Here is a 25413-nt window from a genome sequence, read left to right as displayed (position 1 = left end):
TGGCACCAGGCGATGGTGGTCCGGACCCGGATCGTCGAGCCGGTGCACCAGCGCGGCGGCACCACCACCGAGATCGAGCACTACGTGCAGTCCGCGTTCAGCCAGGACCGGGAGACCGAGAGCGAGTGGAGCGTCGGCGCGGCGGCCGGTGTCGGCGTCGTCGGCCCGGTGAGCAAGAGCGGCGATAAGGACACGCCGGACCCGGCGCCGAACCCGCCGGACGGCGGGCTGCGGCGGCGCGCGATCGTGGGCGGGGCCACCGGCCAGGGCGAGTCCGAGGCGGACCGGATCAACTTCGGTGTGGCCGGCGGCGGCGAGAAGTCCTGGTCCACCACGAAGCCGCGCGGTCAGGGCCACATCGACATCACCCGGGCCACCTACAACGACCTCGTCCACGCGTACCGTGGCACGCCGGTCTTCGAGGTCACGATGGTCCGCTGGCGCGACGGCGGGCTGCGCACGGACGGCGGCATCCCGACGCTCACCTCCGCCGGCGTGCAGACCGAGACGCGGTACGTGCAGGTCACCGATGGCGTCGACTTCATCACGCCGAACCGGCTCGCCGACGACCTCGGCCTGCCGGAGGCGCTCACCGACGACACGCCGCCGTCGCTCACCCGCAACGTCATCGACCCGGCGCTGCTCCGGGTGGTCGGCCACCCGGAGACCGTGCGGGCCAAGGACGTGCTCCCGGCGATCGTCACGGAGCTGCGCACCCGGGGCCTGCTGCCGCCGCCGGACGCGAACGGCAAGGACGTGCCGACCCCGCTGATGCGCACGCTCACCCAGCGGATGGCGGAGTGGGCGCTGGAGTCGCAGTACGTCTCGCTGACCGGCGACGGCGTGCTGCTCTGGACGCCGATCGTGGCGCCGTTCGCGAACACCCGCTACCTGATGGTGCATGTCACCGCCGTCGAGCAGACGCCGAGCTCCAGCCGGGACCGCGACGAGGCCGGTCTCACGCTGCGCGGCGAGGGCCACGACGCGTGGGGCGAGGAGTCCGAGGAGTCGCACAGCACGTACATCGGCGCCAAGTTCCGCGGTCGTGGCGGCATCCCCACCGGTGACCTCGGCGCCCAGCTGGAGGTGGCCCGCAAGTGGGAGGAGTCGCACGCGCGCGGCCTCGGCACCACGGTCAAGGACATCTACCGGGTCGGCACGAAGCAGTCCGTCGAACTCAACGCGCCGCTCGCGTTCCAGATCACGATCGGCCTGACGAACGAGAAGCCGGAGATCTTCCGCCTGCTGTCGTCGTCCATCCGGGACTCGCTGTTCACCATCACCAACGACCACCCGCTGGCTCGTCAGCTCTGGTTCAGCCCGGCGCTGCGGTTCATCAAGTGGGACTGGACCGCGACCCCGCACGCCGCGAACGGCTCGGCGCGCGTGCTGGTGCCGAAGTACCTGACCGTGCCCGTGGGCCAGGAGGGCTCCTGGCAGCGCTCCACGCACGCGTCGGCGCCGGCCGGTCCGCCGCGCTGGGCGCCGCGCCCCGCCGCCCCGCCGGCCGCGCCGCGGATGCCGTCCTACGCGCCGCTGCTCAACACCGAGCTGTACCAGGACAAGTCGATGCACCCGTGGACGCTGCTGCCGGTGGCGCGCGCGATCACGGTCTGGGCGCCGCTGGTCAGCCAGCCGGTGCGCTGGCGGCCCAGCAACGCCCAGCTCAGCACCGGCTTCGTGCCGGACGTGGCGGGCAAGGGCGCGTTCAGCGACTTCGAGCTGGAGGTGCGCCGCGAGGGCAGCGACTCGATGCAGCGACCGCGCATCGAGAAGCTGCTGCGGCACGACTTCACCATCCCGGGCACGAACATCCGCGCCGGCCTCAACATCCGCGGCGGGCAGTACTACCAACTGCCGGCACCGGACGGTACGACGCCCGGCGGCGACACCGTGCGCCCGCTGACCGAGACGCACAAGGGCCGCAGCTACCAGCAGGCGGCCACCGCGCCCACGCACGAGTCGTCGAAGAGCGCGGAGAACGAGCTGTCGGTCGGCTTCCTCGGCCGCGGCAAGGTCGGCGACCACAAGCTCGGCAGCGGCCTGGTCCCCGGCCTGTCCTCGTCCAACGAGTCCAGCTTCGAGGCGGCCAGCAACTCGGTGTCCGAGCGGAACTCGGAGGCGAAACGGCCTTACTTCATCTACCGGTACGACGTCACGCTGGTCCTCTACGGGCCGGCGGGCAACGTGCTGGAGATCGACCTGGACGGCGCGCTGCACGCCAGCAGCGGCGAGCGGCCGAACCCGCCCGCGGACCCGACCCCGCCGCCACCGCCGCGCGCCGCGCTGCCGCCGCTGTCCGCGAAGGCCGCGTCCGTGCGCAACCTGACGCTCGGCGAGGATCCGGGCGCGATCGAGCTCGACACGCTCTCGATCGACGGTTCGCTGCGCGAGCACGCCGGCACGTCCGAACCCGAGCTGGACGGCGACACCGGATCGGTCCGCCGCATCCAGGACGACCGGCAGGAACGGCGGACCAGCACGGAGTCCGGCCCCCGGCCGGTCCGGAACCCGCTGGACGACGCCCGGCGGCAGGCCGCGCGGATGCTGGAGGGCGAGTCCGCGGCCGACGGCTCCCCGGTGGCCCCGCTCGAGCTGGCCGATCTCCCCGGCGGCGCGCAGCTGCGGCCCGTCAACCCGCCGCCGCTCGACGTGGCGGAGCTGGCCAGGGCGTGGAAGACCGCGGACGGCACGCTCGACCCGTCCCGGTCGCCGGTCAGCTGGCCGGACGGCAAGCCGCCGGCCCTGATCGCGGACTCGCCCGCCGACCTGCGCCCGGCGGCGCCGCTCCGCTCGATCGGGCAGCCGGCCGTGGAACCGGAGGCGCTGACGGTGGCGAAGGCGGCCGCCCGGTCCGTCGGCCGCCCGGTCACGCTGACCCTGCGGCTGCCCGGGGGCGGGACCACGCGCCAGACGGTCACACCGGCCTCCCGGTGGCTGGCGCTGGACGGCGCCACCGTCGACGCGATCGCTGAGGACGTCACCGCGACCGGCGACCGGGCCGCCACCGCGGCCGACCCCACCAGGACCGACCGCACGCTCGCGGAGTGCCTCGCGCTCACCCGCGAGCTGAACCGGCGGATCTATCCGGACGGCCCGCTCACCGGCATCCGGCCGAGCGGGACCGCGGACGACCTCGCTCTGAGCCGTCCCAACCGGGGATGGCTCTCCGGCGACTCGCAGTTCACGCCGGTGTCCAGCCGGGAGTCGATCGAGAAGGAGCTGGGCCTGCTCGGCCCCGGCGCCTCCGCCACGGTCCTGGTCCAGCGGCCCGGCCGGGACGTCGGCCACGTCTACTTCGCGTACCGGACCGCCGACACCGACGCGCCCGTCAGGTGGAAGAGCCTCACCGACCCGGACAGCGGGGCCGGCACCGGCCGCGCGGTCCCGGACGAGTCGTTCCTCTACGCCCGCGCCCTGGTGGTGGACGGCAACGGCACGCCGCAGCCGATCACGTCCACCGACGCCGTCTCCACCCGCGCCGTCGCCACGGTGCGGGCGCAGGCCGACGGCCCGATCGGCAGCCTGCTCGCCGGCCCGATCACGGGCGGGCGGACCAGCCCGCGGACCGGCACCCTCGCCGGTGAGGTCGCCTCGGCCGGCACGCCGGACCGGTCCGGCTGGCAGCAGCTCGGACCGGAGCGCGCGCCGGAACGCAACGGCGCCCGCTATCCGCAGCTGACGCCGCTCACCGGCACGCCCGAGTTCGGCGACGGCACCCCGGCGGCCCAGGTCCGGGCGGCCGCGGCGGTCGCCTTCGCCCTCCCGGAGGGCGGCCGGGCCACGTACCGGATCTCGCCGGCCGTGGCGACCGACATGAACCTGCTCGCCGGCGCGACCGGATCCACGCTGCGCGACGTGACCGCCCGGCCGGGCGCGGACCCGTACTCCGGCGTGCTCGACGCGGCGCGGGAGCCCGGCACCATCGGCGTCGCCGTGATCGACGACGCCCACGGCCGTACCGTCCACGCCTTCGTCGTGCTGCACGACCAGGACGGGCCGTTCTTCCTGGACCCGGTCACCAACGCCCGCACCGACGGGCCGCCGGAGCCGGGCGCGGTGCGGTTCCTGCTGGTCCGGGCCGGCGACCCGATGCCCACCCCGGACAGCGCCGGGCGTCTCGGCCTGACCACGGCCGGCGGATCGGACGGCACGCTGCTCGGCGCGATCGCGACCGGCGCGGACCGCATGCACGGCGCCGCCCGCCGGTACGACGCGGAGTACGCGCACGCGGTCACCGAGGCCGACACGGCCACGCCGTCGCGGATCGCGTCCGATCTGAACCTGCACGTGGTGATCGTCGACGACGACGGCGTCCACGGCTTCGGCGACGCCCGCGACCCGGAGGTGTTCCTGCACCGGAGCACCGTGGACGGGCGTACCGTCTTCGTTCCGCTCGTGCCCGCGGACACGGTCCCCACGCTGCCGGTGCCGGACACCCGTACGCAGTCCGAGATCGACGACGAATTCAGCACCACCCGCCTGGAGCAGGCCGGCGGCGGGCGCCCGGTGGACGACGCCATGGTGGCCGAGGCCCTGAACCTGATCTACGAGAACGCGCCGGACCTGGAACTGACGACGACCTGGACCGTCCAGGGCACGAACCGCTCGGGGATGATCACCAGCCACCTGACCGCGCGCTCGCTGGCCGCGCACATGGACGAGCTGCGCGGACCGGGCATCACGCTGCACCCGGGCACCCCGACCGCGAACGGCGACCGGGTGGAGCTGGTGCTCCGGGCCCGCCGCACCGGCGACTACCAGGCGCTGCCGCTGGCCGCCGAGGGCGTCCAGTACGGCGGCGAGGTGCAGATCGGACTGCACCTGCGGCGCATCCCGGCGACCGGCGCCCCGCACACCGCCAACGCCACGGTGGACCTCGTCGAGCGCGTGCACGAGGACGCCCCGGCCCCGCTCAGCGCCGAACTGCCGGACCGGCCGTCCGTCCCCGGCGACCCGTTCATCACCGGCGCCGAGTTCCAGGACGGCACGGTGTCCCTCGGCGCCATCGACCCGGAGCTCGGCACGCAGCTGGCGGACGCGCTGCGCCCCGGGCGGAACACCCCGATCCGGGACGCCCAGCTGCGATCCGGCCTGGTCCGGTCGCTCGGTGAGCCGTGGTTCGGCGGCGCCCGCCTCAGCCTGGTCGACGCCACCCCGTCCGGATTCGTCCGGACCCCGGACGGCTACCGGATGGTCGTGCGCGCCGGCGTCGTCGCCGAGGTCCGGCCCGAGGGCCCGCACGCGCAGCCGCACACGCTGCACGTGCCGGACGCGGTCGAACTGCTGATCGACCTGCCGACCGCGGCACGGCTGCACGACCGGATGTCCGGCCGGGACGCGCTCGGGATCGCGCCCTACGAGACCCCGCCGGCGTACGCCACGGACACGGTGGAGGCACCGGAGGTTCCCGCGGGCGTCGACGCGGAGCGCTGGAACCGGGTGCTCGGTGACCCGGTCCTGAACGCCGACGGGGCACAGCTGACCCGGCTCGCGAGCCGGTCCGGCGTACCGCTGAACTCGTTGCTCTCCCTGGTCGAGTCGATCGGCCGGGTGCCGGACGACATCGCCGCCACCGCGCGGGACGCGGGCCTGCACGGCGACCCGTACCGGCTGCTGCCGCTGGCGGTCACGCTGGGCGTCGATCCGCGCGGCCTGGTCGTCCTCGGCGGCCTGCTGAACGAGACGCTCGACCCGATCACGTTGCGTGAGCGCCTCGGCGAGTACGGCGTCACCACCGAGAACGACCTGTCGCTGCTGGCCGACCTCGCGGTCCGGGAAGGGCTCACCGCCGTCGACCTGCCGCTGTTCCGGACGTTCCGGAACGACGGCGTCTCCGTGGAGCTGCTGCACGCGCTCCCGGATCGGCTGAGCGCCGCCGCGTTCGACACCGCCTGGGCGAAGCAGCGGATCGCCGCCGACCTCGGGCGGACCGCACGCGACCTGGGCCTGCGCGACGAGGAGGCGCTGCGCACGCTCGCCGGCACGCTGGGCGTGAGCGACCCGACCCGGCTCGCGGTCTTCGCCGACCACATCCGCGCCGCCGCCGCACAGACCGACATCGGCACGCTCGAGGTCCGCGAGGGCAGCGACGCGCGCCTCCGGCTCCGCGACGACCAGGGCGGCTGGGGACCCTGGCAGACCTGGGACCGGACCGTCGTCGACCGCACGCCGGCCGACCGGATCGAGATCCGGGAGGGGTCGCCGTCGCAGCGCCGGCGACGCGACAACGACGGCGACGCGTGGGGTCCCTGGCAGGAGTGGGACGCCCGGAGCAACGAGGCGGAGCTGTCCGTCGGCCAGCTGCGCAACGAGAGCCGCGAGCAGGGCCGGACGATCGCGGAGCTGGTGGCCGACCGGCTCCGCGAGGCCCGGCTCACCGACGCCCGGGACGTGCGCTCCTTCGCGGAACTGTCCGGCCGGCTCGGCTTCCCGGTCAGCGACCTGGCGCATCTGCTGCCGTCCCGGCACGTGGAGCTCCTCGCCTACGAGTTCCTGCACACGGTGCCGCTCAACCAGGTCGCCGACGTGCTGAACACGCACCTCGAGGGGGGCATCGCACCGAGCGAGCCGCTCCGCCAGAGCCCGCCGCGCACCGTCTTCGGCCCGGGGGAGCGCGCCGACCTGGGCGCCCGCCTCGGCGTCGACCCGGACGGGTTCGACCGGCTCACCCACTCGCCGATGACCGGCGTGGAGGACCTGGTCACGCTCGCCGAACGGCTCGGGCTGACCCCCGCCGACCGGACCCGGCTCGCGGAGCTGACGGCGACCACGGGCCGGGCGCCGACCGACCTCGCCTCGCTGGCGATGCGCGCCGGCACGTCCCCGTCCACGCTGCTCGAGGTCGCGCACGGCGTCGGCGTCGACCCGCGGCACCTGATGCCGTTCCGCGCCGTGCTGGCCCGGATCAACGACGGCGCCGACGTCGAGCCGCGGGACCGGCTCACCGCCCGGCAGGCGGCCGCCCACCTGCTCAGGACCGGCCGTTCCCGGTCTCCGATCAGGACGAACCCCAGCTGGCAGGTGCCGTGGGTGTTCCGCATGGCGGCCGGCGGGCCGGCGGCCGGCCGTGGCCGGTTCCGGTACGACCCGTACGCACTGCTCGTGCTCATCCACTGGCTCGGTGATAAGGACGCGGACGCACAGACGCGGGTGATCGAGCGGGACGAACAACTGGCGGCCGGCCTCCAGCAGGTGTCCCACACCGCACAGGCGGCGCTGACCGTCGACACAGAGACCGTCAGCCAGGTCCTGACGCTCACCAGCTGGGCCTCCCAGCAGCACACGGTGAGCCAGAGCGTCATCGACCTCAGCGACGAGGACGATTCCGTCGTCCAGGTGGACGTCGAGGACGCCATCGCGGCGCGGGGCAGCTACGACCAGCGGGCGATCGAGGCGCTCCGGACACTGCTCGGCGAGTCCGGCCGGGACCGGATGCGGCCGGTGGAGGAGGCGCTGGCCGAGCGCGACCGGGCAGCCCAGGAGCTGGCCGCCGGCCGGGCCGCCGACCGCCCGGAACGGGAAGTGGAGACGCTGACCCTGACCTACCTGCGCCGCGACGTGAGCTTCACCCGCGCGCTGACCGACGCGGCCGCCGGGGCGCTGGCGGACCGGGCGGGTGCGCTGGCGAGCGACGACGCCCGCGCCGCGGTCAACCGGTTCGGGACGACGCTGACCGACACCACCGACTCGTACGCCGGGATCGCCGACCAGGCCGACCTCGACCGGCTGATCGACAGCCTCAGCGCGGCCGAACTCGAGACGCTGATCACCGTGGTGGAGGAGGACAACCTGCCCGGCCGGGAGAGCGTCCTGCCCGAGCCGAGCCAACTCTTCCCCCGCTGGCAGACCACCGACCGCGCGGACCGGGCGGCGGAGGGCTGGCTGGCGAACTGGTGGACCAGCCCTGAGCGCGATCTCTTCCAGCGCGACGACCAGAACCTGGCCGACTCCATCGACGACACGGACTGGCTCGCCCGGCAGCGGACCCTGTTCGGCGAGAACTTCCTGGACGTCAACGCGTGGCTGGACTACCACGCGGTGATCCGGCTGGCGCGAGAACTGTCCCTCCCGAACCAGCGGGTGATGGCGTTCGTCCAGGGCGAGGAGCGGAACCGGAACCGGAACCGGTATGGGGACCGGGAACTGCTCCGGATCCCGACGGACATCCCGGAGATCGCCCGCCTGCTGGGCGTGGAGCGGCCGAGCGTGGTGCTGATCCTGGCCGAGATCTGGCAGGCCGACCCGGCCCTGCTCCGTGTGCTGGACCGGGACGCGGTGGCGGCCGAGGGCCTGGACACGGTCTTCCGGCGGATCGAGGAGCAGGCCGGCGACACGCCGGTCGCGGACTTCCTGGCGCGCGCCGCGGACGAGGGCCGGTGGATCGGCGGGCCGGTCGAGGACGGTATGACGCCGCGGGTGCCGCAGCCGCCCACCTCCGCCGACGTGCTCGCCCGCGTCACCGGCGCGGACCCGGCGAACGTCCGCGTCCACCCGGCCGCGGCGGACCTCCCGACGTCTCCGCCGGCCCGGGCCGATGCTCAGGAGACGCCGGAGGCCTCCGAGATCGCCTCTCCGACGGCCGGATCGCTGCTGCTGGCGCAGTCGGGGCTGTCGCTCACCCAGTTCGCGCTGGCCCAGCACACCGCCGCACTGCGGTCGGAGACGTCCTCGATCGCGTCGGACGACCTGGACGCCTCGTTCCCGGGACCGGTCCCGGACGACGCACGGTCGGAACCCGATTCGGAGCCGCCGTCGCTCGACGGGACCGAGTCTTCGATCGACGACGACTCGGTGGCCGGCGACGACGCGCAGCCGGCCGGAACGCACCCGGACGACGGCGTCACCATCGTCGACGAGGACACGGACGTCCCGAACGCCCCGCTGGCCCCGGACGAGAACCCGATCGCCAGGCCCGCCCCCGAGAACGAGGCCGTCCTCCAGGCGCGCGCCTGGTCGAAGCTGTCGGCGGACCTGGTCCTCGAGCTCGGCCTGGAGCCCGCCGCCATCGCGGGCCTGGCCGCCCGGCTGGGCGTGTCGCGGGACTGGGTGCGGGCGTACTCGCTGCGGATCGGCCGGGTCCCGGTCGAGCTGCCGGAGCTCGCCGCCGACCTGCGGATCGACGACCCGGGCGCGCTGTTCGCGCTCGCCTCCGCGCTCGGCCGCGAACCGGCCGAGCTGCGCCGCGCGGGCGACCTGACCCGGCTGAACGACGCGCCGGCGCGCGATCGGTTCGCCACCGTCGCCGAGGTCGCCGCCGCACCGCGCCCGGCCGGCTGGGACGCGACGAACCGGCCCGGTCTCGGCGACCACCTGTGGACGATCTACCAGATCACGAACGAGGTGCCGGCGGACATCATCCAGCAGGCGCGCAACGCCCGGATGGACGTTCGCGAGCTGGCCCGCGCCGCCGCCACGCTGCGACTGCGGCCGGAGACCGCCTCGATCGCGGCGCGGTCCATGACGCTCACCGGCATCGAGCGGTACCACGAGCGGCCGGAGCGGGCAGGCGAGCGGCAGCCGAACCAGGAGCCGGACCTCAGCGTGCCGCAGCCCCCGGTCGAGGGCGGGCTCATCCTGCCCACCCGGCCGGACGACGTGGCCCGCCCCGGGCAGGACGTCCGCGCGGACCGGATGATCGCCGACTTCCCGGCGTGGGCCGGCGCACTCCAGGCCGCATACGGCATCACCGAGTCGGAGATCTCCTGGGCGTTCAAGCGCCTCCAGCGGAGCGCCCAGACGTTCGCGGCGCTGGACCGGCTGGCGCCGGAGGCCGCGCTGGCCCGCGTGCTGACCTGGCGGATCGACGACGGCATGTTCGAGGCCGAGGTGCTCGACGACCTCGCCGTCCATCCGGCCGGCGGGTACGACGCGCTGCTCGCCGCCGCGGCCGAGGGCTACCGGCCGATCGAGGCGCCGTTCCACGGGGGCATCCCGCTGCCCACCGGCGTCACCGTCCAGATGCCGGTCTACGACGGCACCGACGTCGACTCCGGCGTGGCGGACCATCCCACCGCCCGGGTCACCCGGATCGACTACGAGACCTACGTCGAGGTCGACCTGGCCGGCCTGCCGGACGGCTGGAACGACGTGAAAAGCCTGCAATCCAACATCTCCATCGACATGGGCGACGACGATGAACTCGGGCACCCGCCCTCGCTCCGGCTCCGGATCGACACCGGGTACGGCGCGGACCGGGACGCCTACCTCCGGCTGGCCGCGCTCTACTTCGGGCACCTTCCGCAACTGGCCCGGATGGGGATGGTCTCGGCGCGGCACGCGTTCCGGCAGCCGCGGCACGGCTACGCGACGTTCGACGAGTTCATCGCGGACAACCGCGACGGCGACCAGATGCGGATCGACCCGGACACCGGCGCGATCACCTTCGACGTGGCCTGGCGGGACCTGGGCGCGCTGCAAGCCGCCACCACGATGCTGACCGCGATGGTCGCGGCCGCCACCCGCCCGGAGACGTCCACGCCGGCCGGCGGCCGCTGGTTCGGCATGCCGGGCGACATCGGCCACCGGACCGAGCTGGACCGGCGGCTGGCCGACGCCGAGGCCTCCGCCCGGGACTTGATCGGACTCATCCCGCCGGGTGTGGCCCAGGCCCAGGTGGCGACGCAGTTCCACACGTCCCAGGTCGCCTGGCCGGAGGACGAGGCCGGGCCGCGCCCGCCGGTCTCGATGGGCCCGGTGCTGCCCGGGACGCTGCCTGCCGACGTGCCGCGGGCGCTGGCCACGGCCCCGGACCCGCGCATCGCGGAGCTGGCCGGCCGTGTCGGTGAGCTGAACCGGATGGCCGACCTGCTGCGCGACCTCGCCGGCCTGCCGCACCGCAACGAGGTGCTGCTCGGCCTCGCCGGCGGCCGGCTCGCCCTGGCCGGACTGGCCGACACCGATCTGACGACCGGCGAGGCGTTCCGGATGCTCGCCGACGGACGGCTGCCGATCCCGCCGGCCGCGCTCCGGCACGCGTACGGCGAACTGGCCGCGATCGTCGCGGCGTCCGACGAGGAGCGTCCCGACCTCATCGCCCGCGCGCTCGACGAATACCGGGCGAACCGGGACGCGGCCTTCACCGGATCCGACCCGGTGCGGGACGTCCTGACGCCGGAGCCGCCGGCCACCCGGACCCCGGACGACATCGCGCGATGGGCGGCCGACCGGGTCGAGGTGGGCCTGCACCCGGTGCCGGAACTGGACGACTCCCAGCAGACCGGCATCACCGGCGACGGCCGGCCGGTCGTCGTGACCTTCGCGGTCGAGCTGCCCGGCCACGTGACGCCGAACCCGTGGACGTCGCTCCCGGTCGACCGGCGTACCGCGGACATCGAGCGGGCGATCGCGGACGCCGGGCTCACGGACGCGGTCCGGCTCACCCCCGGCGCCGACGGCCGGCTGGACCTCGCCGTCGGCCTGCACACGCTGGACCGGCCGTGGCAGGGCGTCGCCCGGCTGATCGACACGTTGCGCGAGCACGGTGCCCGCCCGGTGCCCGACTCGCTCGCCGTCGCGGTGGCCCTGCCCACCGAGGAGAGCGGCGATGCGCTGACGACGCTGGCCGAGGCGCACCAGGACGCGCTCGCCCGGCTCGGCACCGACCCCGCCGCCGACGTGGCCCGCCCACTGGGCGGTCCCGGCATCGCGCTGGAGGACGGCCGGGCCGTCTTCCAGATCTTCGACCTCTCGCTCACGCCGTCGGTCATGCAGGCCCACATCAACCTGGCGGTACGGATGGCCGCCGCCGCGGATCGGCCGTCCACCGACGGCGGGCCGGCGGTCCGGCCCGTCGGCGGGCACGCGGACGGCCGCCCGCAGACCGGCACCCCGATGGGGGACTGGCGTCTCTACGACGCGCCGGACACGGAGACGGCGGCGCTGTTCGACCGGATCTACGGCGAGTCCGACGACCGCATCCAGGCGGAGGCGCTGTTCCGGACCACACCGTGGCACCCGGGCCCGGACCACGGCGGACTCCCGGTGGGCGTCACCAGGGACGAGACCCAGGCGCTCGGCCTGCTCACCGTGACGTCGGACCCGCACGCGCTGAGCCGGGCCGAGCACCCGGGCCCGGCCGTCTCCGGCCTCGCCGAGACGGTGCCGCACCTGCCCGCGCACCTGATCGGCGACAACACCCCGCCCCGGTACGTCGGAGACTGGGTGCAGCGGGCCCGCGCGGCGTACACGTCCGCCGCCCCCGGCACCGGCCGTGCCGCGCTGGAGGCCCGCGCCCGGATGGCCGGTCTCGTCTGGGGCGAGATCACGCAGAGCCGGCTCACGCTGGACCAGTGGCGGCGGCAGGCGGGCTTCGACACCACCGGCACGCCGTCGACCGGCCCGGTGGCCCCGGTCCGCGTCCCGGACACGGACGAGATCGGATCCGGAGTGCGGCAGACGCTGGACGCCGCCCCGGACCAGGCGGTGCTGCGCGACGCCGCCGCCCAGCTGACCGAGGCGGAGCCGGACAACGCCGCGCTCGACCCGCTGCGCGCCGAGGTCCGCGCCCGCCGCGCCGCCGCCGCGCAGACCACGCCCACGCGGACCGTCTCCCGGACGGCCGACGCCGGCGCCACCCGGTGGGATTCGCACCCGGTCGAGGACGGCCCGGACGCGCTGTTCGAAGCCGTGGTCCAGAGCGCCGCCGCACAGCGCGCGGCGCTGCCGCCGGGCATCGACAGCCCGGCGTCCCTGCGCCAGGCGGCCACGACGCAGCTGGACACCCCGGCAGGCACCGAGCGGGCCCGGGAACTGCTGCCGAGGACCACCGGGCAGATCCGGGCGGACGAGCTGCCGTACGGCATGCTGCTGGTGATGGCCCCCGGCTTCCGGCCGGAGACCCCGTCGGCACAGCAGCGCACGGCCTGGGAGGAGGCCGCGCGGGCCGCTACCGACACCGCGACGTTCCGCGAGGCGGAGCGGCGCGGACTGGCCACCGTGCGCCCACCGGCTCCCGGGCAGCCGGTCACCGAGGCCCAGCAGGCCGCGCTGCGCGGCCAGGCCGCCGACCTGCGCGCCCAGATGCCGGACTGGACACGGCCGAGCGAGGCCGCCTTCGTCGACGCCCGGGAGCGGCAGCACGCGCGGCTCCAGCTGCGCGACGCGGTGGCCACCCGGATCGACGCCGGCGACCCGCTGCTGACCCACCTGCTCGGCGCGATGACGCCGGATTACGACGCCGGCCCGGTCCACACCTACCTGCGCGTCAACGACCCGCACTCGAACGCGGCGCTGCGCCCGCAGATGATGCGCAGCCTGCTGACCGGCGCGACGCTGCACGGCGCGTCGATCGAGGCGCTGTCGCCCGCGCTGCTGGCCGGCCTGCTGAACGTCAACATCGTGCTGCACGAGAACGGTCACCACACCGAACTGCTGCCGAACGCGCCGCACACCGTGCACATCGGACTGGACGGGCAGCGCGGCTACCAGGTGCTCAGCCCGAGCGCGACCCGGCCGGCGTACGCCCCCGTGCGCCGCAAGCCGCTCCCGTCCCACCTGAAAGTGCCCGGCGGCCGCACACCGTCCAACACGCCGGCGCGCGGCACCGCCACGCGGGCGGGTAACGGCCTCTCGTCGTCGTCCGGGACCACCACCCGGGCGGGCGGCGGCGTCGTGCCGGAGATCAGGATCGACGACGTGGCCGGTGCCACGCCGCCGGACCGGAGCGGCTGGAGCCCGATCGGTCCGGAGCGCGACGCCGGCCTGATCGCACGCGTCTACGACTGGCTGTCGTCGCTGAACATCGTGAGCGGCAAGGACGGGGACAGCCTCACCAACTGCATCCTCGCCGCGATGGCGACCGCGTTGCAGCTGCGCGACCGCGGCGGCGCCCGGTACCGGGCGTTCCCGTCCGTGGCGACCGACGTGGCCGTGCTGGAGACCTGGGCCGGCACCACGCTGCGCGATGTGACCGTGCCACCGGGCAGCACCGACCCGTACGCCGGCCTGATCGGCGCGGCGCAGGACCGGGGCACCATCGGCGTGGCCGTGGTCAACGACGCCGACGGCGACGTGGCGCACGCGTTCGCCGTGGTCCACGACGAGAACGGCGTGGTGTTCCTGGACGGGCAGACCGGCAAGCGGGCCGAGGGCCCGGCCGATCCGGCCCGCGTCCGGTTCCTCCTGGTCGAGGCCGGCACGCCGCCACGGACGCCGGAGCCGGTGGGCCGCGACGGCCTGGCCGCGATCGGCGGCGGCGACGGCACGCTGCTCGGCGCGATCGTGACCGGCGCCGATCACCTCTACGGCGGGCCGAGCCACCGGTACACCGCGGCCGACGCGCACCGCCTCACCTCGATCGACGACGCCGCGCTGGACCGGGTCGCGAACGACCTCGGCGTCCGCCTGATCGTGCTGGACGACGCCGGCACCGCCCGCGGTCACGGCGACCCGCGCCACCAGGACGTGTTCCTGCACCGGAGCGGCACGGACGTCTTCACGCCGCTGGCGCCGAACGGCGTGACCGCACAGCTGCCGGCCGCCGGCCCGGCGACCGGGATCACCCGCCGCCCGGCCGAGGACGCCCGGCCGGTCCCGGTCCCCGCGGTCCTGGACGACGACGGCTCCGTGTCGCTCGGCGCGATCAGCCCGCGGCTCGGCGAGAAACTGGCCCGCGCGCAGCGGCCGGTGCACAGCAGGATCGCGGACACGTTCGGCCGCCGTGGCACGGGCTCTCGCGGCCCCGCGCCGATCCCGGCCGACCGCCTCCGGTCCATGCTGGACGCGTCCCTCACCGGTAACGGCGACCCGGCCGGCGTCCGGTTCACGGTGACCCGCGCGGTCCCGAGCGGGTACGTCCGGACGCCGGACGGCTACCGGGCGGTGCTGCTGGCCGACGTCCGGGTCGTGGTGCCCGGGTCGAGCCGGGGCCTGCCGTCGAGCCGGATCGACGTGCGGTCCGCGGTCGAGCTGCTGGTCGACCTGCCGACCGCGACCCGGCTGCGCGGCGGGACGGACCTGGACGCCCTCGACGACTACGAGAACCCGCCGGCGTACGAGCCGGACCGCGCCGAGGACTGGCCGACGCCCGACGGCGTCGACGCGGCCCGGTGGAACCGCCTCCAGAACGACCCGGTGATCGGCCTCAGCACCAGGGAGTTCGCGGACCTGGTGGCGCTGACCGGCGCCACGCCCGCGCGGCTGGCCGACTGGGCGGAGGCCGTCGGCCGCGTCCCGGACGACCTGCGCGAGATCACCGCCGAACTCGGCCTGCGCGACCCGGCGGCGCCGGCCGAACTCGCCATGACGCTCGGCGTCGACCCGCGCGGCCTGATGGTGTTCGGCGACCACCTGCACGCGACCACGGATCCGGCCGAACTGCGCGCCCGCCTCGCCGAGTACGGTGTGGGGACCGAGGACGACCTGGCGCTGCTGGCCGGCATCGCGACCCGGCACGGCCTGACCGCGGAGCACCTGCCGTACTTCTCCAGGTTCCGCGCCGACGGCGTCTCGCTGGAACTGCTGCACTCGCTGCCGGACGGCCTGCTCACCGCCGCGTTCGAGACCGCACGCCTGAAGCTGCTCATCGACAGCGACCCCGACCTGGGCGCGATCATGCTGGGCCTGCGCGACGGCACGGCGCTCCGCACGCTCGCCGGCGCGCTCGACGTCACCCCGCGCGATCTGGCCGCGCTCCGGGACCAGATCTGGTTCGCCGCGGACCAGGCCGACGTCGGCACCGTCCAGACCCGCCCGCACGTCGACGGCCGGATGAGGCTGCGCGCGGAGGACGGCTCGTGGGGCCCGTGGCAGGCATGGGAGCCGGCCGTCGTCGCGAACACGCCGGCCGACCTCATCCAGACCCGCGCCCACCTGCCGGCCGAGCGGCGGATACGCCAGGACGACGGCTGGACGTCCTGGCAGCCGTGGGACTCGAAGCCCACCCTCGACAGCGGCGTCGAGACCCGGATCGGCCGGCACGGGCCGGAGCGGCGCACCCGCACCGAGGACGGCGGCCGGGGCGAATGGACGCGGTGGACGCAGAAGGAGTGGAAGACCTACCGGGACGGGATGGTCGCGGACAGCCGCGAGCAGGGCCGGCAGGTGGCGTCCGCGCTGCCCGGCCTGCTCCGCGCGCAGCACCTCACGGAGAGCACTGACCTGCACGCGTATACGGCGCTCACCGGCCGGCTCGGCTTCCCGCTCAGCGACCTGGCCCACCTGCTTCCGTCGCGGCATGTGGAGTTCGCCGCGTACGACTTCCTCCAGCAGGTGCCGTTCAACCAGGTCTCCGACGTGCTGAAGCTGCACGCCGAGGGCGGGATCGCGCCCAGCCCGGCACTGTGGGACAGCCTGCCGCGCAACGAGTGGTCCACCGGCGAGCGCGCCGACCTCGCCGCCCGCCTCGGCATCACCCCGGAGGAGTTCGACCGGCTGGCCGCTTCGCCGCTGACCCACCCGCCGGCGATCCTGGCCACGGCGGAGCTGCTGGGGCTGACGCCGGAGGACCGGGCGCGGCTGGCGACGCTGTCGGAGACCGCCGGGCGCGCGCTCACCGACCTCGGCTCGCTCGCGATGCGCGCCGGCACCACGCCGTCGACGCTGCTCGCGGTGGCGCACGGGGTCGGCGTCGACCCGCGGCACCTGCTGCCGTTCCGTGCCGTCCTGGCCCGGATCAGCCCGGCCACCGTCGACCCGGAAGCGGATCCGCGCGACCGGCTCACGGTCGACGACGTCGTACGGGGCCTGCGGAACACCGCGCTCGAGGTGTCGCCGGCCCAGTCGCCGCAGCACCGGGTGCCCTGGGTGTTCCGCCAGGCGGCCACCGGCCCGGCCGGCACCGGCCGGTACCGGTTCGACCCGCACACGCTGCGTGACGTCCTGTCCGGTCTGGGCTGGATCGTCAAGGCCGACGTCCCCGGCCTCAACGCGCGGATCCACACGCTCGAGCCGGTCTACGCCACCCGCGTCAGGCCCGCGATCGACGCGGCGCGCAGGGCGCTCGGCACCGACGCCGCCACGGCCGCCCACGTGGACACGCTCGCCCGATGGGCCGAGGCGCAGGATCTCGTCGGCCGCACGACCGGCGACCGGTACAAGACGCTGACCGACGTCGACAAGATCGCCGACCCCCGGCGCGGCCTCGACGACACGGTCGTCGACGTCGTCCGCGACCTGCTGGGCGACGAGGGCGACGCGCGCGCCGACCAGCTGGGGGAGGCCGGCCGCGAGCGGGACGACGCGCTCAAGACGCTGCGGGCGACCCCGCCGTCGGACCGGGCGGCCGTTCGGATCGCCAAGCTGACCTACCTGCACCGGGACGCGCTCTACACCCGTGCGCTGGCGTGGGCGGCGTCGGACGCGCTCCAGCGGCCGGCCGGGTCGCAGCCGGCGCTCGGCGACCTGGGGGCCGCGCTGGTCGCGCTCACCACCGCGTACGGCGGGCTCGTCGACATGCTTCCGGCCGACACTCGGGTGGAGGGCCTGACCGCCGCGGATCTGGGTACGCGCCTGGACATGCTGATCGAGGGGAACCGGGACGACGACTCCGTACCGCCGCCGCCCCGGCCGCGGACCCGCGAGGCCGCGGACCGCGCGGCGGAGTCCTGGCTCGGCGACTGGTGGGCGCACGGCTCCCGGCTGAACACCCCGGAGCGGCAGTTCGGCCTGCACTTCGACCGGATGCCCTGGCTCGACCACCGCGCCGTGCAGGAGCTCGCCCGCGCGGTGTCCCGCGGGGAGGAGGAAGTCCTCGAGTTCGTGGAGCAGATCGACCGCGTCCCGTCCGAGCTGCCTCAGCTGGCCCAGGACTGGAACGTCCCGCCGTCGGACCTCTACGACCTGGCAACGTCCTGGGACGCCGACCCGGCTATGCTGCACGTCGTCGACCTGTCGCAGCTGGACGTCCCGGGCGGTCTCGCCGACCTGGAGACCCGGGTCCGCGATCGGGCCGGCCGGGAAGCGATCGCCGACCACCTCGACCACCTCGCGGACGAGGGCCGGCGGATCTGGGCCTTCCCGCTGGACGGTGAGGAGCCGGTCGTGCCAGAGCCCCGCTGGTCCCGCGCCGCCCTCGCGCGGACGACCGGGGCCGACCCCGACTCCGTGACGGTCATCGAGATCCCCGCGACCACGCCGGAGAGCCCGGCCGAGACCCGGCCCGGCGCGTCGTCCGACGCAGACTCGACGACCAGCGCCGAGTCCGGCCCGTCCGCGCCGGCGAGCACGCCCGTGGCGTCCGTCCAGGGCGGACTGTTCGTGCACGCGAACGCGCCGCTGACGGTCCGGGCGCCGGACCGCACGGACCCGGCCACCCGCGCGGCGTCCGAGGCGGACGCGTGGGCGCACCTGATGACCACGGTCGCCCGCGAGATGGACCTGGACGAGGCCGCGATCAACGACCTGGCCGCCGCGCTGGGCGTGTCCCGCGGCTGGGTCCGGGCGTTCTCGGTGCGCATCGGCCGGGTCCCGGCCGACCTGCCGGAGCTGGCGCGCACCCTCGGCGTCGAGGACGCCGGCGCGCTCTTCGCGCTCGCCTCCGCGCTCGGCAGGGACCCGCGCGAGTTCACCGCCGGTGACGGCCTGCGCGCGCTCAACCCGGCCCGGCGGGGCGACCGGTTCGAGTCGGTGGCGGAGATCGTGGCCGGGCCGCACCCCGCGGCCTGGGACGTGCGGCCGACCACCTTCGGCGACCACCTGTGGGCTGTGTACCGGGCCACCGGTGCCGTGCCGTCGGACCTCGTGCAGCAGGCCCGCAACGCCGCGATGGACCCGCGCGAGCTGGCCCGCGCCGCGGCCGCGCTGGGCCGGTCGCCGGAGCAGGTCTCGGTGGCGCTGCGCGTGCTGACACTGACGCCCACCGAGCTCCCGCACCCGCCGGCGCCGGCCGACCCCGCACAGACGGCCGACGGTACGCCGGCCGTGGCGCCGCCGCCGGTCGCCGAGGGACAGCGGCTGCCCGCCATCGACCTGCACACGGCCGTCCCCGGTGGAGACGCCCGCGTCGACCGGCTCATCGAGGTCTACCCCGAGTGGGCGGCCGGCCTGGAGCGCCGCTACGCCGTGCCCGAGGCCGACATCCCGTGGCTGTTCACCCAGCTGCGCAACCACGGCAGGAACCCCGGCTACCTGGAGGCGCTGAAGCCGAAGGCCGCGCTCGCGCTCGTTGCCGGGTACCGCCTGATGTCCGGGCGGTTCACACCGGCCGCGCTCGACACGCTCGCCCGCCACGAGGGCGGTGAGGAACATCAGGTCATCCTGGACGCGGAGATCAGCCCGACCGCTAAGAACCTGCGGACGCCGTTCCACCCCGGCCTGCCGGTGTCGCCGGACGTGACGCTCCGCCTGCCGATCCCCGAGGGCGTCACGGTCGACGGCGTGCTCGCGGACCACCCCGCCGCCACCGAGCTGACCGTCGACGGCGTCCGCTACCTGGAGTTCGCCCCGGGCGACCTGGACGGCGGCTGGGCCGGCGTCGACCGGATCGTCACCGGGCTGACCCTCCGCGAGCCCACGCCGGCCGAGCCCACGCCGGCCGATCCCACGCCCACGCCGCCGCCCGCGCCCACGCTGAGCGTCCAGATCCGCACCGCGGCCGGCGGCGACCGGGCGGAGGCGGTCCAGGTACGCCTCGCCGCGCTCTACTTCGGGCACCTGCCGCAGCTCGCGGCGATGGGCATGCTGCCGAGCGGCCTGACCGCCCCGGCCGGCGTACGTACCGGGTACGCCACCTACGCCGACTTTCTGGCCGACAACTCGCGGCCGGACCAGCCGATGCGCCTGCACCCGGACGACCCGGACGGCACCGTGACGTTCGACCTGGCCTGGACCGGCCCGGGGGCGCTCCAGACCGGCACCACCCTGCTCACCGCGATGGCCGTCGCGGCACGCGAACAGCGGACCGCGACCGCCGGCGGCGCGTTCTTCATCACGCCCGGCGAACACGAGACGATGTCGCCCGCCGACCGGGAGATCCTCGCCGCCGGCACGGCCGGGCGCGACCTGATCGGCCTCGTCCCGCCCGGCGCCGCGCGGGCGCAGGCCGCGGCGCACCTCCGCATCCACCGGGACGACCCGGCGCGGGCCGACGCCGGTCCGCGCCCACCGATCTCGCTGGGCCCAGTGACCGAGGCCTTCGGACCGGCCCGCCGCCCGGACGCCGATGTGGCCCGTGCGCTCGCGGACGTCCCGGTGACCGCCGGGCTGGTGGGCCGGGTCGAGGAGCTGTCCGGGCTGGCGGACCTGATCCGCGCGCGGACCGGCCTGAACGACCGCACCGAGGTGCTGCTCGGACTCAACGTCGGGCGGACCGCGTTCGCCGGCCTGATCGATTCGGGGCTGACGCTCGGCGAGGCGCACCGCATGCTGCTCGACGGCCGGCTGCCGCTCTCACCGATCACGATCCAGCGGGCGTACCACAAGCTGGCCACGATCGCGGCCCTGCCCGAGGAGCGCCGGCCCGCCGCGATCGACGAGGCGATGAGCAACTACCTGGGCGACCGCCGTTTCCTGGCGGACGATCCGGCCCCGCTCAGCGAGGCGCTGCGGCCGGCCCCGCCGACGACCCGTGAGCCCCAGGCGATCGCCACCTGGATCCGCGGCCGTGCCGAGGCCGGTTTGCACCCGGTGCCGATCCTGGTCGACTCGCCGCGTACCACGTTGCAGGACGGGCCGGCGGTGACCGTGACGTTCGCGGTGGACCTGCCGGTCGGCGCGACACCGGACCCCTGGACGTCAGTTCCGGTCGGCCACCGGCTGCGCGCCGTCCAGGAAGGGCTGGACGAGGCCGGTCTGGCCGGCGCGGTCCGGTTCGACACGGACGGGAGCACCGGCCGTACCGTGTTCACCCTCGCCGACATTCACCGGTCGGAGCGGCCGTGGGAGACGCTCGAGGTGCTGTTCCTGGCGCTGGGCGCGCACGGCGCCCGCCCGGTGACCGACTCCCTGGCCGTCAGCGTGGAACTGTCCCAGAGCGACGGCCCGGCGCTCACGGCGCTGGTCGACGGCCACGCGGACACGCTGGCCCGGCTCGGCTCGGACCCGGCGTCCGCCACGGTCCGGGACCTGGACGACCGCCGGCTGGACCGGTCGGCGGACCCGGACGCGCGCGGCGTGCGGATCGAGGACGGTCGCGCCACGTTCGCCTTCTTCGAGTTCACGCTCGCCCCGTCCGTGTCCCAGACGCACATCAACCTGGCGATCCGGATGGCCGGCGCCGCCGCCGAGCGGGCGACCCCGCCCGCCACCCGGCAGGCCGTCGGCGGGCACGCCACCACCGGCATGCCGGAAGGCCGCCCGGTCGGGGACTGGCGGATCTACGACGCGCCGGACAACGAGGCGTCCGAGCTGCTGGAACTGCTGTACGGCAACAGCAGCCAGCGGTTGCAGACCGAGGTGCTGTTCCGTGTCACCTCCTGGCACCCGGGCCCGGGCCACACCGGACTTCCGGTCGGGTTGAGCCGCGCCGAGGCGGAGACGCTCGGCGTCCCGTCCACCGAGCCGAACGCGGCACGGCTGGTCCGGGCCGAGCACCCGGCCGCGACGATGTCCCGGATCGCCGAGATCGCGCCCGGCCTGCCGGCCACCCATGCCGCCGACGGACTGCCGCCGCGATTCACCGAGGAGTGGGTGCGGCGTGCGCGCGAGGCCTACCACGCCGCGGCCCCGGGCACCGGCGTCGCCGCGCTGCGGGCCCGCGCCGCCGCGGCCGGCCGGCTGTGGAGCACACAGATCAACTCCAGCAGGCTGCCCGCCGCGCTGTGGTCCGGGCAGCCGGGCTTCCGGTCCGTGCCGGTGGCCGACCCGGGCCCGGTCCGGGCTCCGTCCACCGCGGAGATCACCGCCGGCGTCCGCCGGGCACTGGACGCCGACCCGGACCGGCCGACCCTGCACGACCTCGACGCCCAGCTCGCCGCGATCGAGTCGGCCGACCCCGCGCTGGACGCGCTGCGCGCCGAGGTCCGCGCCCGCCGGGCCGGCGCGGCACTGAACGTCACGCCGACGGCCGACCCGGACAGCGCACAGTGGCGGCCCGGCCTCGTCGTGACGCACGCGCTCGCGCTGTTTCAGACCGTGATCGACAGCGCCCGCGCCCAGGGTGTCCCGCTGCCGCCCGGTGTCACCGACGCGAGGGACCTGCGCGCGGCCGCGGCCGCCGTGATGAGCGCCGACTGGGCGCGCTACGACGGACTGGCGCCGGGCAGCTCCGGCCGACTGCGCGCGGACGACCTGCCGTACGGCGCGCTGCTCGTCCTGGCACCGGACTTCCGCCCGGTGCCGCCCTCGGAGGCCCAGCTCACGGCGTGGACGGAGAGCGCCCGCGACGAGGCGACCCGTGCCGAGGCGGCCCGCCGCGGACTGCCCGCCGTCCTCGACCCGGACGCGTTGCGCCAGCGGATGCCGGACTGGACGCCGGACGTGGACACCGCCGTCACCGAACACACCCGGCGCCACGCACGCGTCCAGCTGCGCGACGAGGTCGCTCAGCGGATCGACCGGAACGACCGGGCCGTGGTACGGCAGCTCAACGCCCTTACCAGGAACGACGGCATGGGCAGAATCCACCACCAGATGCTGATGCCGGTGGCGGACCGGGGTGTGCCGGAGCACCTCCGGATCACGCACAAGCTGCTGACCCTCTCGGGGTTGGCCGGCTCCCTGCTCGACCGGGTGACACCGGCGCTGCTGGCCCGTGCGCTCGACGTGAACATCGTGCTGCACGAGGGCGGGCGGCAGACCGCGCTGCGGCCGGGCGCGCCGACCACCATCCACATCGGCCTGGACGGCGCAGCCGGGTTCCGCCCGCTGACGCCGAGCCAGAGCCGCATGCAGGACGGCCCAGAGCTGTTCCAGGAGTACCGGCGAGAGGCCCGCGAACAGATCAGCATCGGCGTCAGCGCCGTCACGCCACGCGGCGTGGTGCAGGTCCCGGGCGTGGACCTGGAGCTGGAGTTCACGATCGACCGCGACGACCTCACCCGGGACCGGGTCGTCGGCCTGGAGGCACTGGGGCTCTTCGCGACGGGGGCGGCCAACGGGCGTGACATCGACTTCCGGATGAGCGACGCGGGCGATTACCAGAAGCTCGCCCAGGTGCAGTCGTACCTGGTCGCCGAGAGACTGCGGCACACGCACCTGACGCTGGTGGCCGTGCCGGAGGACGGGGACGACCTCGGCGACGTGACGATCGACCGGATCGAGACGCTCATCGACAGCCACCGGGCCACGCTGGGCCGGATGATGACCGCCGGCGTGCCCGGCACGTCGTCCGTGCGGATGCGGATCCGGGAGACGGGCGTCGGGGTGGCGATCCCGTTCACCGGCCGGTTCACCCCGGCGTTCGTGCAGGCGCAGCTCCGGGTCGTGGGCGGCCTCCTCTCCACGGTGATGTCGTCGTCGGACGATCTGGACCAGGGGTGGCCCGCGGACCGCGGACCGGGGACCCCGGCGGGCCCGGAGGGCTGGGACGAGACGCTGCCCGCGCGCCGGCTGACCGACATGCTGTTCCAGCGCCCGGAGGACCAGCAGGACACGGCCGCGCTCTTCGAGGTCGGCCGGTGGACCACCGACCTGGACGACTCCTCATCCGAGTTCGACTCCGAGCCCGACTCCGACTCCGATGTCGAGCGCGACTCCGACGCCGAGCCCGACTCCGATGTCGAGCGCGATTCGGATGTCGAGCGCGACTCCGACGCCGAGCCCGACTCCGATGTCGAGCGCGATTCGGATGTCGAGCCCGAGTCCGAAGTCGAGCCGGACTCCGAGGTCGAGCCGGACTCCGAGGTCGAGCCGGACTCCGAGCCCGAGCCGGACTCCGAGCCCGAGCCGGACTCCGAGGTCGAGGCCGAACCGCAGGTCCAGGCTCCGGCGCAGGTCCAGCCCTCGACCCAGACGCCGCCTCCGGTCGAGACGTCGGCTCCGGTCGAGACCCCGGCTCCGACCCAGACCTCGACCATCGGGTTCGCCGACCACCTGGCACGCCCGGACCGGACCGGCGCCGGCCGGTCCCGCGCCAGCGACGTGGCCGGCGCGCTGCCCCTGGACCGCAGCGGCTGGACACAGATCGGCAAGAGCCGCGGCCAGCGTGCCGTCGCCCGCAGGTACGGCTGGATGGAGGCGCTGCGCCCGTCGTCCCGCACGCCCGGCTTCTGGGACACGAACTGTGTCCTCGCCACCATCCTGCTCGACATGGCGCTGCGCACCGGCGGCAAGGGCCGCTTCGAGGTGCCGTCCTCGGTCGCCACCGAGGTGGACCTGATCTCCTGGTACGCCGGTGCACCGCTGCGCGACATGCCGGGCGGATACGCGGACGTGCTCGCGGAGATGAACGACCCGGCCACGCCGATCGGCACCCAGGGCATCCTGGTCGTCAACGACGAGGACGGCGGTCTGGGCCACACGTTCAACGTGGTCCGCGACCGCATCGGCGTGGTCTTCCTCGACCTGAACAACGGTGGCGAGGCGACCGCGCCGCCGAACCCGGCCCGGGTGCGCTTCGTCCGTACCCCCGGGGGCATGCCGTTCACGCTGTCCGGCCCGGCCACGGCCGCGCCCGAACAGCAGACGCCCGCCGAGAGGACCGACGACGCCCCGCCGCCGTACGACGACCCGCCCCCGTACCAGGACGCACTGCCCGCGGACGGCTTCGTGGCGAACCCGGCGGACTTCTCCGCCGCCCGGGAGCACGCGAAGCAGCGCATCGAGGCCGGCGACGACCCGATCGCCTTCCGGGCCGCGGACGGCGTGCTGGCCCCGGTGTCCCCGGAGGCCGAGCCCGCGCTGTCGGTGAGCCTGCGCCTCGGCGAGGGCGCCCGGGACGGCATCGGCCTGGCCGACCTCACCGACCGCCTCTGGCAGGCCGACGCGGTGAGCTACGACGGGCACACCGGCACGCTGACGATCGCGCTGGACGACACGCGCAAGTCGTGGAACGACCTGCGCACGGTGGTCCGGCACCTGCGCGGCCAGGGCATCCGGGAGGCCGACGCGGACCTGAGCGCCGGTCTCGCCCACCTGGGGGAGGGCCACCCCGCCCGGGACCACCTCGCCGCGCTGGTCGGCGAGTACCGGGACCTGCTCGGCATCACGCTGCGCGCGGACGCGCCGCCGCCGGCCGAGGGCAAGGGCGAGAAGGCACCCGCCGCCTGGCCGTCGCCGATGGAGAACGGCCACTTCTCCGTACCGTTGCAGGGCACGCGATTGAACCTGGGCGTGCTCCAGTCGCAGGCGCGCCTGCTGCTGGCGCTGCGCACCGTGGCGGAGCGGTATGCCGCGGAGGGCCGCCCGGTCGGCACGCCCGTGCCGGCGCCGCCGGTGGAGCCGCGGTCCGCGTGGTTCGGCGTGCACACCAACTGGCACACGGACGACGAGGAGGAAGAGGAGCGCGACACGGAGCGGATCCGCCGCCTGCTCGACCTGCTGCTGGCCGAGTTGCGGGACCGGCGCGATGCCGCGATCCTCTACCACCTGGGACGCTGA

Annotated in this window: 1 protein-coding gene (cut by a window edge); it reads left to right on the top strand. The window is 75.2% G+C overall.

Annotated elements, in window-relative coordinates; translation table 11 throughout:
- On the top strand, nucleotides 1-25413 hold the 3' portion of the coding sequence (locus OP04_RS19465; RefSeq protein WP_157240057.1) for a toxin glutamine deamidase domain-containing protein. Its footprint begins 11553 nt before the window's first position; the window shows 25413 of its 36966 coding nt (coding positions 11554-36966); its start codon lies off the left edge, out of view; it ends in the stop codon at nucleotides 25411-25413.

Origin of the sequence: Catenuloplanes japonicus (genome assembly GCF_000717135.1) — a bacterium.
GTDB classification, from domain to species: Bacteria; Actinomycetota; Actinomycetes; order Mycobacteriales; family Micromonosporaceae; genus Catenuloplanes; species Catenuloplanes japonicus.
Note: the sequence above shows the minus strand (reverse complement) of the source record. Positions and strands in the feature narration are given on the sequence as shown.